This is a genomic window from bacterium, assembly GCA_040753085.1.
Classification (GTDB): domain Bacteria; phylum UBA9089; class JASEGY01; order JASEGY01; family JASEGY01; genus JASEGY01.
Genome location: JBFMHI010000002.1, coordinates 63,088 through 73,910 on the forward strand (window position 1 = coordinate 63,088; position 10,823 = coordinate 73,910).

The following is a 10,823-nucleotide window of genomic DNA, read 5'->3' on the forward strand; positions in this document are numbered from 1 at the left end:
GTAAATCTGTGGCTGAATAGTTACTCGTGAACAAAGATTAGAGGGAAATCGAGGATCGAGCATCGAACATCGAGCATCGAGGATTATCGGGTGGCGGCGGGAGGCAGCGCTATGAAATACCTGGCGAATTTAATTTTCTTTGTCCTGATTTTACTCGCTGGCTGTGGAGAAAAGAAAGAGCCGCCCATTAAAATATTTGACCTTAAAAAGACTAATATTCAACAGAAGGTTATCCCAACTGGTGAACCGATTCCCTGGGATGAGTTAATTCATACCCTACCTTCCCCTTTGGAGGGATTTATAGAAAAATGGCAGCGGGAGGGAAGAACATTCAGTTCTAAGACGTGGAAGGTCTCAGAAGTTAAGGCAGGTTATACCTCCCCTGAGACCCCCCTCATTGAAGTAAAAATTACTGACTTTGCCTATATTTCTTCTTATCCTCTTTATAAAAACTGGCTTGAATTCAGAAAATCTGAAGAAAACTTTTCCGCTGGTTACCGGCTGGCCACGTGGATCAGGAATCATCCCGCTATTGAGGAATATTATTATCAAGGAGGCAAGGGCAGCTTAACCTTTATGATCGGTAAAAGATTCGCCGTCGAAATTAGAGGCGAGGGGATGAAAGCTCCGGCTATACTCTCCAAGTTCGCTAAGCAGATAGATATTGAGCAGTTAACTAAATGGGCTAAATCATTAGACAGTAGTCAGTCGAAATGAAGAAAACCACCCTCTTCCTTTTACTATCCCCCTGGCTTATTACCTTCAGTCTCTTCTGGGCCTATCCTATTTATCATTCCCTGATTCTGAGCTTTATGGATTATAACCCTCTTCGGCCTGAGACAGTCAGGTGGATCGGCCTGGATAACTACCAGGCCCTTATTTCTGACCCCACCTTTCGCATGGCCCTGCGCAATACCAGCTTCTTTGTCTTCGGGACAATTCCGATTACTACTATTCTGGCCCTTAGCCTGGCCCTCTTGATAAACAAACTTCCCCTCCAGGGTCTCTATCGGGCCGGATTCTTTATGCCTTCTATTATCTCGATAGTGGTTATTGCCCTGATCTTCAAAGGGTTATATGCCCCTAACGGTTATCTTAACTACTTTTTAAGTTTCTTCGGGATTAAGGCCCAAAGCTGGCTGGTAGATCCAAAACTGGCCCTGCCATCTATTATGGCGATGGATATATGGGAGGCGGTTGGTTACTATATGGTCCTTTTTCTGGCCGGACTTCAGACCATACCGTCTGAAGTTTACGAATCAGCTCATCTGGATGGGGCCGGAGCCTGGAGAAGGTTTTGGCATATCACCCTCCCCTATCTTCGACCTATGGTCCTCTTTGTGCTGGTCATAAATACTATTAGATCCTTTCAGATATTCACTGAAATATTTACCCTGACCAGAGGCGGCCCCTTAAAGAGCACCTATACTATTGTCTACTACCTTTATGAAGCTGGTTTTCACCATTTTACCGCCGGCTATGCCTCAGCCATAGCCTATCTTCTGTTTCTCATTATTCTTGGCTTTTCGCTGCTTCAGATGAAGGCCTTCAGGCTTGGTAAGGGAATAGCGGATTAACTCGAATCACGAATCACTCAGGTAGCTGAGAGGTGTCCACCCCAGCGGAGCTTTGTTTTCAAGACCTGGTAAAAACTCCTGGCCTCGGGCTTGACTAAATAAATACACTCTTTGGCCTTTCCGGCGGTGATTCTGTCGCCTGACTTTAATGGATAGCCTGACTGGCCATCCTGGGTGAGCATCATCTCTCCTCGCGGTCCGGAGGAGACAACCAGGGATATCTCCTCATCAGGGCCAATGATGACAGGTCGCAGGGCCAGGGTATGAGGGCAAATAGGCGTGGCCATCAAGACCTCTAATCCGGGATTCAAGATTGGCCCACCAGCCGAGAGGGAGTAAGCCGTAGAGCCGGTGGGGGTGGCCAGGATCATCCCGTCGGCTTCAAAGTTGGCTACTAATTCATCAGCAATAAAGAGGGTAATGTTGATAGACCTGGCTAATGCCCCGCAGGTGATGACCACATCGTTTAAGGCCTTAAAGGCGGCGGCTTCAGTTCCTTCTCTCTCCACCTTCGCCTCCAGCATCATCCTGGGCTCCAGTTCAAAGCGGTGGGCTAAGATGGACTCGATGGCAGGAAAAAGTTCCTCCTGGGTTACTTCGGTTAGAAAACCCAGGCTGCCTAAATTCACCGCCAGAATAGGCACGCCTTCAGGCCAGGCCAGTTGGGCCGTGTGAAGAAGGGTGCCATCTCCGCCCAGGGCGATAAGTAGGTCGGCCTCAGCTCCCAAATTAGCTGAAACAGAAATGGCTTTCTTGGCCAGGTCTAAAGACGCCCCTGGTTCGATAAGGGCCTTAATGTCCTTCTTATCCAGCCAGTCAATCAATTTAGAGGCCACTACTGCCGCCCCTGGCCGGTAAGGATTGACTACCAAACCTATCTTCTTTATGGCGGATGGCGCACCCACTTTGTGGGTAGCCGGGATTGCGGATTGCGGATTGCGGATTGCGGATTGTTTCATCAGAAAAACTCCCTAATATGGATGCTGGATGCTCGATACTCGATACTCGATACTCGATGCTCGAGCCTCGAGTATCGAGTATCGAGTATAGAGCATCGAGGATGGCGTTACGCCTCCCCCAGGTAGGCCCTTTTGACCTGCTCATTATTAAGGAACCATTTTGCCTGGCCGGAAAGGGTAATTCGGCCTGTCTCCAGGACATATCCCCGGTTGGCTAATTTTAAGGCCATATGGGCGTTCTGCTCTACCAGGAAAATAGTCACGCCCTCTTTATTTATTTCTTCAAGAATAGTGAAAATCTGCTGAACCAGTTTGGGGGCCAGCCCCAGAGAAGGCTCATCCAGCAGGAGGAGTTTAGGCCTGGCCATCAATCCCCGGCCAATAGCCAGTATCTGCTGTTCTCCGCCGCTTAGGGTTCCGGCTATCTGTTTCCTTCGCTCCTTAAGGATAGGAAAGAGATTAAAGACCCTGTCCATATCAGCTTTAATCCGCCCTTTATCCTGATTGAGGTAAACGCCTATCTCCAGGTTTTCTATGACGGTCATATCGGAGAAAAGCCGGCGACCTTCGGGAACCTGGCAGATGCCAAGTTTCACAATCTCAGTCGTAGGCAGCCGGGTGATATCTTTACCCTGAAATTCGATCAGCCCGGTTCTTTTTTCTACTACCCCGCAAATAGTATTAAGGGTGGTCGACTTTCCGGCCCCGTTAGATCCAATCAGGGTAACGATCTCCCCTTCAGCTATTTGAAGAGATATCTCTCTCAAGACCTGACGATGACCGTAAAAAGCCGATACCAAATCGAGTTTGAGCATAAGTTTAATAGATAGTAACTATTCAGCCACACAGATTTAAACACTGATTTTTTGTAACCGTTCAGCCACCAAGGCACGAAGACACGAAGGGAAAAAAATATGTGTCTTAGAGAGCAGTAGAGCCATAGAGCAGCCGTTCTGGAACTTTCAGAAAAATCTCTAACTACTGCTCTGCTGCTCTACTGCTCTATTTTTGTGTCTTTGTGTCTTTGTGGCTGAACACTTACGACCTGTGAAATAGGTTTAAATAAAATGCAAGAAATTTCCCATAGACATAGATATTCAAGCTCTACTCCTACTAAAAACAGGTCGCTCCTACGGAGCTGCAAATATATGCTTTTGCGAAATACTACAAACAGATTGCTCCTACGGAGCTTTATTCAGGTTAGCTCCAGAGGAGCGACATGTTTGTAGAATATATCTCTCATAACAAATTAGCTCCAGAGGAGCGATCTGTTTATTCTCTTTCTTACCCTAATTGGGGGATATTTGTATAAACCTATTTCACAGGTCGAACACTTACAACTCATTCTATTTTATCCGTGCTAATCCGTGTTAATCAGTGGCTGAATAGTTACGTTAGAGATATCTCGAAAGAAAATCAAGGATTTTTGGGAAAAGAATCCGGGCTTCCCTAATAAAGTCTTTAATTCTATCATAAATAATATCTAAATATTCATGAGCTAAAATATTTCTTAATCTCGCAAAACTTGAAAGTTTTTTCGCCTCTTCTTCTTTAAATCCCATAAAAAATCCAAAATTTGATAAAGATTGTTCATAAGTTTTGGGTATTTCTTTTTTTTCTGAAGCCAGAATAATCTTGGCAATATCAATGGTAGCATTAACTATATTCTCAGTCCACCTTTCAATATTCCTCCTTTTTACCTTATCTTCTTGATATTCTCGAAAGGTTAGACTCTCGAATCCTTTAATTTCTTGAAACTCACTTTCTAAAAACTGTATTCTCTCCATCAAACGCACTTTATCCTCAGGAATTAAGGAGCTACTTCTTGAATAAATCCTCCAGTAATCTCTTACAAATTCATAAAAATCTTCGGCTTCAAGCGTTGCTGTTAAATATGTATCCAAGTACAAGTATCTATCTTTAATAACAAGCGGGATACCTGTTTTAAAGACATTAGAAATCAAAGTTGGAGGAACATTATTAAGCAATACTAAATCAATTTCTTTTTCCATAATTTTACATATTTCACTCCAAATTTTATCCTCCTCTTTTATATCTCTTAGATACACCCCGATATCTACATCCGAATCTTCCCCCGCAAATCCTTTAACTGAGGAGCCAAAAATAAAAGATAAAGCTACATTTTCATTTTCTTTAAAATACTTCTCCAATCTTTCTAATTTATCTTTTTCCATTTTTTGTCTCCTGATAATTCAGCAATGTCTTCCGTTCTGCCATTACCATCCACACAGTATATACAGGTGTTATAGTTATGTCAACTACTTTCCGAGTACAGATGATGGCTATCTACTTATAGAGAGAAGCGAGCTATTTGCTATATGCCACTTATCTGGCATCCGCATCACTTGCTCTGCTACCCTATCTGCCTCCTGTTCGTAAGTATCATTTAGTTTGCCGATTTTCAGTTTTGCATGAATAACTCCCGCTTTGAACAATCTTTGCACTGCCTGATTGCCGAGGGTTCTCTGAAGGAGGGGTCGTCTTGATTCACCCACGACAGCGGGTAATGGCCTCCAGGTGTAAACTTAATTGTCCAATTATTCGACTTTTTGGGTCTCTACCCTCATAAAAAGGATATCTCTGGACACCACGGTGAGAGAAATCGAAGAAGTCTGTAATAAGAAAACATTATTAGTATGACACCTGTTCGTCATACTAATTTCAATCCACACTTATTAACCACCTTTTGCCAGGGGAAGCCAGGATGTATATCAGATTTATCCGGCCGTAGATGGTGATGCCCAAGAATACCTGTAAATTGCCGATAGCTATCATCTGCCTCAAAATGATTAGCTGGTGTCTGCCTGGGAATCTTAAATTGTTCGCAGAGTAGATTAATTAATCCAATCACAGATGAAATCTGGGCATCAGAGTATGCATCAAAAAATCGGTATCCTCTCCATACCACCCCATAATCATAATAGGCTTGGGTAAATAATGTTCGCTCTGAGACCTTGCCAAAGCAATAGAGTTTGCCCTCTCTTTGAATTAAACCACCTTCACTGGCAATCTCAATCCCAATGCTTCGTTTATCCACAATACCACCACTCCCTTTAAGTCCCAGATGGAATGCCCAGTATTTAGGGTCAAAGACTTCATAGACGACACCATCCCTTTCTACAACATAAGCAGTAGCAATTCGACCAGGGTCTGTCTTCCAGTAATTGATGGTGCTCAAGGCTGTTCCCCCTACTGTGTGATGCAAGACAATTAAATCTTTTGCTGTTTCGGTGGCACAATAATCCTTAGTTTCGAGAAGAACTGTCCGGTTGATATTTAGTTTGTAGTCTGGCGAAGGGGTAAATAATATCTTCCAGGTTATTGGGCCAACAATACCATCAATAGTAAGATTTTTTTCCTTCTGAAATGATTTAACTGCCGATGCTGTTCCTTCTCCGAAATCTCCATCTATTATTCCCTGATAATACCCTAATGCCTTAAGTCTTTCCTGAATCTCCTTTACCTCTTTCCCTTTTGAACCAAGTTTGTAAACTGCCATTATCTAAACCCTCCTTTAATTAAAGGTAACTATTCAGCCACCAAGCTCTCTTCCTTCTCTATCTATCTGTATTGCTCCAGGAAGCCCTTCTTAAATTCCGGAAACCGATCTTCCCTGATGGCCTCTCTCGCCTGTCTCATCAGATTCACCATAAAATAGATATTATGCAGGGTATTGAGCCTCATACCCAGGATTTCACCGCAATTAATCAGATGTCTGATATAGGCCCTGGAATAATGGCGACAGGCATAACAGTCACACTTGGGATCAAGGGGAGACAGGTCTCTGGCATATTCGGCATTTCTGATGACCACTATCCCCTGCGAGGTAAAGACACTGCCGGTTCTGGCATGTCTGGTGGGCATGACACAGTCGAACATATCTACCCCGCTTTCAATAGCCGTCAGCAAATCTTCAGGAGGTCCAACCCCCATCAAATATCTGGGCTTCTCTACCGGAAGGAGCGGAGCGATATAACCCACCACCTCATAAAGCAGGCTCTTAGGTTCACCCACACTCAAGCCGCCTAAGGCATAGCCGGAAAAATCCAGCTCCAGTAAATCCTCAAGGCTGCGCTGGCGGAGTTCGGGATAAACACTCCCCTGCACAATCCCAAAGAGAGAAGAAGTTTCGAGTAAATGGGAATAGGTTTCTTTTGATCTTTTCGCCCAGAGGCTTGTCCGTTCCACCGCTTGGCGGGCGTGGTCATAAGTGCAAGGATAAGGAGCGCATTCATCCAGGGGCATAATGATGTCTGAACCTAATTCCCATTGAAATTCAACCACATATTCAGGGGTAAGCAGATGGTAAGCGCCATCAATATGGGATTGAAATTTGGCCCCTTCATCGGTCACCTTTCGAAGCCGGCCTAGGCTGAATATCTGATACCCCCCGCTGTCGGTCAGGATAGGTCTATCCCAGTGCATAAAGGAATGCAACCCGCCGCAGAGGCTAATGATCTCGCGACCAGGGCGGAGAAAGAGATGATAGGTGTTGGACAAAATAATCTCTACCCCCATACCGGCAAGCTCTTCCGGACTGGCGCTTTTGACCGTGGCCTGGGTGCCGACAGGCATAAAGACAGGCGTCTCTATCACTCCCCTGGAGGTGGTTATCCGTCCTGCCCTGGCTTCACTTTGGCTGGATTTTTTGGTAACTTCAAACCCCATTTCCCTCTACAGTTTCCACGCGGTTTCTTCCCGAGTCTTTTGCCTGGTATAAACCCCGGTCGGCCCTTTTTATTATCGTCTCTTCGTTGTCTTGAAGTCCGAAAGTAGAGACCCCAAGACTTATCGTTACCTTATAGGTGTTATTTTCGTCTGCAACTAAATGTTTTTCCACATTTTTTCGTATCTTCTCGGCCACAAGTAATCCATCTTTTAAGGCAGAACCCCTCAAAAGGATTATCATTTCTTCTCCACCGTATCTGGCCACCACATCTGAGGAGCGCACCGAGGCTTTTGAAGCCTTGCCCACTTCTTTTAGCACTAAATCTCCTACCTGGTGTCCATAGGTATCATTAAAACGTTTAAAGTGGTCAATGTCAGTCATAACTACGCAGAATCTTTTATCAGGGTCGCCTCTGGCCATAAGACACTCAGTATGCAGAACGGCCTTAAAATGTCTTATATTATATAAATTGGTCAATTCGTCAGTGACGGCCAATTCAAAAAAATGCTGCTTCTCTAAGGAAATACGAATGAAATTATAGGTGGCCACACCCAGATAACTTCCCAAAAGGGAAAGTAAAGGTAAAGAAAAATCGATCCAGACGCCTCTTTTAAAAAATAAAAAGTCTGTGATAAAAGATCCAACCCCTACAGACATTATTGAGAAGGCTTCTCTGACAGGTCTTTTCCCCGAGAGTGATAAAGGTGGAATTAAGGCTAAGATATAAATAAGCAGCCAACTTATCCAAACAGGAGATACTCTCATAAATTTTTTATCCAAAACATTGCTTATCGTAGTAGCCAGAAGTCCTACGCTCGGATATTGGGGTTCTAAGGGGGTCGGCTTTATATCGGAGACGCCGATAGCCGTGGTTACGGCCACAAGGCATATGCTATCTTTGAAAGGGGTTAAATCTATTGCCGGTGTTTTATTTTCTGAAATATCCTGATAAGCCTTTAGAACCTCTACAAAAGAGTAATGTTGGAAGGTCTGGTTCCACTTTCCCAACCAGTTGATCAACATTTTATTTCCCTCTATGAGAGGGATTTTTATCTCTTCTTCAGGGTTGGAAAGGAAAAGATAATCAGGGGTTATCTGATCGATTTTTAATCCCGAATAATCCATGGCGATTTTTAAGGCCATATGAGGGTAGTGCCCTCTTTTTCCTTCAAAAAACAAAGGGATACTTCTCACCCGGCCATCCATGTCGAGCGAGATAGTTATGGGAAGAATTGCCCGGGTATAAGAGGAAAATTTCTCGAGGGGTAGGAGGGCTTTTTCTATATCTATATTAGACTGGTCTTGAAAGGCGAAAGGAAGATACACATTTCCCGCCTTTTTTATCGACTCACTGAATACATCATCATCTTCCTCAAATTCGGAAGAGGCTTCAGAAAATAGGATATCAAATAAGATGTATTTTGTCCCCAGGCTATTTAAAGCCTCAATCATACCGGCATGCCAACTTCTTCTCCATGGCCATCGGCCAATTTTGGAGATATTTTCATCATCGATCTCGACAATAATTATATGAGGATTATAGGCGGAAGGCCCCTTTAAATGAAATAGAAAATCCAGGCTATTCAGCTTTAAATGTGTTAGAAGGTCTGTTCCTGACAAGAGGAGTATTACGGAGGCTAAAATGAATGATAGGAAAAATGATAGGAACTTCGATTTTAAGTCTCTTTTGTGTAGGACCATACTTGTAGGAAACAATCGCCTCTCGTCCCTCAAAAGGCCAACCTCCCGCCAGTTCAAAACCTGGGGGAGGCTGATCTCGTAAATGCGGAAATTCCTCCCTGGTTTGGAGTCACAGATAGGGGTCAAGGGTTTCAGGGTTCAAGTGAATATTAACCCCAATCTACCCTTGAACCCTGGAATCCTCGAACCCTGTTGAAACCAGGAAGAAACTTACGTCGGGCGGGACTAAATGTGGATTAAGGATAGTTAATCAGTCGAAGTAGGGAGATAGACCTTCTTCATCACCGCTGGCTGAAGGGGGTTATTCCGGGGATCGCGAGGCAGGTTGACGATCTGGTCAGCCACTTCCATACCTTCCACTACTTCTCCAAAAACGGTATACTGTCCATCAAGAAATCGGGCCGGCGTTACACAGATAAAAAACTGGGAGCCGGCAGAGTTTGGGTCGCTGCTTCTGGCCATGGAAAGGGTTCCTCTTAAATGGGGTCGGGAGTTAAATTCAGCCTTAATAGTATAGCCCGGCCCACCTGTGCCATCGTTCATTCGGTTGTCATCCTTGCTTAAAGGGTCTCCGCCCTGGATCATAAAACCGGGGATAACTCGATGAAAGGTGGTGCCATCATAGAATCCTTCCTTAGCCAATTTCTTGAAGTTGGCGACATGACCGGGGGCATCTTTCTCAGAGAAGCGGAGGACAATTTTGCCCCATTGGGTCTCGATAACGGCTGACTCTTCTGTTTCAAGTTTCGCCCCCACTTCGTGGGTAGCCGGGGTTTCGGATTTCGAGTTCGCCTGTGTTTTCTCTTCTTTAATCACCGGTTGTTTTTCTTTTGCGGCACTATCTTTCACCTCAGCGGTTTTTCCCTCAAGTGGGCTCTCTTTTCCAACAGCCGCTTCTTCTTTCAGGACATCTGGTGGGACTTCCTCCTGGATAACAGGTTGTTCTTCTTCTACCATTGCTGAGGTCTCTTCTGGAACAGCTTCTTTCGCCTCTTCCGGGGCTTTACCGCAACCCAAAAACACAAACATCAGCATCGCCATCAAAAAATAGGGCGCCTTCTTGATCATTTCCTTCTCCTTTCTACTGGCGAGTAGTAATTGGGGGTGAGTAATTAGGCACTAATCCCCACCACCGTTCACCAGTTACCAAACTAATACAGGTCCAAAACCAACTTATCCGGATGCTCCGGATTTGGAATTAATCGCTGGTTTTTCAGGTCAAGCTGGAAATCGAGTCTTTCTAACGGTAATTGTCCCACTAATGCCGGGGTATCATCGGGAAGCTCCATTACATCAAATTCTGCGGAGCGATCTCTGATGGTTAATGTTGCCACGCTATATATCTTTCTTAAGACCTTCCCGTTGGCAGTATTGGCAGGCATCTCGCCCATAAGAGTCAGTCCTAATTTTTCGACTATATTCTTAGGCAGACAAAGTAATGTTGCCCCACTGTCAATTATCGCTTCTACTTCTTCTTTTCTGACCTTATCTTCCGAAATAATACCTTCTTTGACTTTAACCTCATCCACAAAATTAGTCACCGTAATTTTTTCGGTTATCTTACCCATCTAAAATACGTCTCCTTTCAATGGCCTTGTTCATCGTTTGGCCAGCGAATATTAACCGAAATCTACTTTTGAACCCTTGAATCCTCGAAGCCGGCTGAAACCGCCCAGGAACTTTCGCCGAATTGTAGTAGTTAGTATACCTAAATCTTGAAGTTATGTCAAGGGAAAAAATGCGCCCTGTATGATTAGGTAGAGAAAAGCGTAACTACTCAAGACTAAGTTAAGCAGTTAGTTGGGAGACAAAGCAAAATTCCCTCTCCCTTGATGGGAGAGGGATAGGGTGAGGGTGAAATGGGCGGGCAATATTATTACTCTTGCTAAAAACCTT

10 protein-coding genes are annotated in these 10,823 nt (G+C 44.4%); 2 read left to right on the forward strand and 8 right to left on the reverse strand.

Translation table 11 applies throughout. The annotated features are described in order from the left end of the window. The first annotated feature begins 111 nt into the window (after positions 1–111). Both AB1797_00695 and AB1797_00700 read left to right on the forward strand, forming a co-directional pair. Positions 112–717 (forward strand): hypothetical protein, encoded by a 606-nt coding sequence (locus AB1797_00695; protein MEW5766132.1) that lies wholly within the window; start codon positions 112–114, stop codon positions 715–717. Further along, on the forward strand, positions 714–1,577 hold the full coding sequence (locus AB1797_00700) for a sugar ABC transporter permease (GenBank protein MEW5766133.1): 864 nt from the start codon (positions 714–716) through the stop codon (positions 1,575–1,577). Before AB1797_00695 ends, AB1797_00700 begins: the two co-directional genes overlap by 4 nt. A 17-nt stretch (positions 1,578–1,594) precedes the next feature. Here AB1797_00700 and AB1797_00705 read toward each other — a convergent pair whose 3' ends face one another. The 8 genes from AB1797_00705 to AB1797_00740 form a co-directional block, all read right to left on the reverse strand. After that, positions 1,595–2,536 carry an NAD(+)/NADH kinase gene (locus AB1797_00705; protein MEW5766134.1) on the reverse strand — a complete coding sequence of 314 codons (942 nt, stop codon included), beginning with the start codon at positions 2,534–2,536 and terminating at the stop codon, positions 1,595–1,597. A 107-nt stretch (positions 2,537–2,643) separates the two neighbouring features. Next, entirely contained in the window at positions 2,644–3,351 is a 708-nt protein-coding gene (locus AB1797_00710; protein ID MEW5766135.1) for an ABC transporter ATP-binding protein, read from the reverse strand. A gap of 579 nt (positions 3,352–3,930) precedes the next feature. Next, complete coding sequence (locus AB1797_00715; GenBank protein ID MEW5766136.1) at positions 3,931–4,731, reverse strand: HepT-like ribonuclease domain-containing protein; 801 nt, start codon at positions 4,729–4,731, stop codon at positions 3,931–3,933. 476 nt (positions 4,732–5,207) lie between these two features. Continuing rightward, the gene (locus AB1797_00720; protein MEW5766137.1) at positions 5,208–6,056 is read right to left on the reverse strand and encodes a peptidoglycan-binding protein; all 849 of its coding nucleotides are present in this window, start codon (positions 6,054–6,056) and stop codon (positions 5,208–5,210) included. A 62-nt stretch (positions 6,057–6,118) separates the two neighbouring features. After that, entirely contained in the window at positions 6,119–7,225 is a 1,107-nt protein-coding gene (tgt, locus tag AB1797_00725; GenBank protein MEW5766138.1) for a tRNA guanosine(34) transglycosylase Tgt, read from the reverse strand. Beyond that, on the reverse strand, positions 7,215–8,927 hold the full coding sequence (locus tag AB1797_00730) for a diguanylate cyclase (protein MEW5766139.1): 1,713 nt from the start codon (positions 8,925–8,927) through the stop codon (positions 7,215–7,217). Before AB1797_00730 ends, tgt begins: the two co-directional genes overlap by 11 nt. Positions 8,928–9,173: 246 nt before the next feature. Next, positions 9,174–9,647, reverse strand: a complete 474-nt coding sequence (locus tag AB1797_00735) for a peptidylprolyl isomerase (GenBank protein MEW5766140.1) — start codon at positions 9,645–9,647, stop codon at positions 9,174–9,176. Positions 9,648–10,078: 431 nt separating this feature from the next. After that, entirely contained in the window at positions 10,079–10,495 is a 417-nt protein-coding gene (locus tag AB1797_00740; protein ID MEW5766141.1) for a retropepsin-like aspartic protease, read from the reverse strand. Positions 10,496–10,823 lie beyond the last annotated feature (328 nt).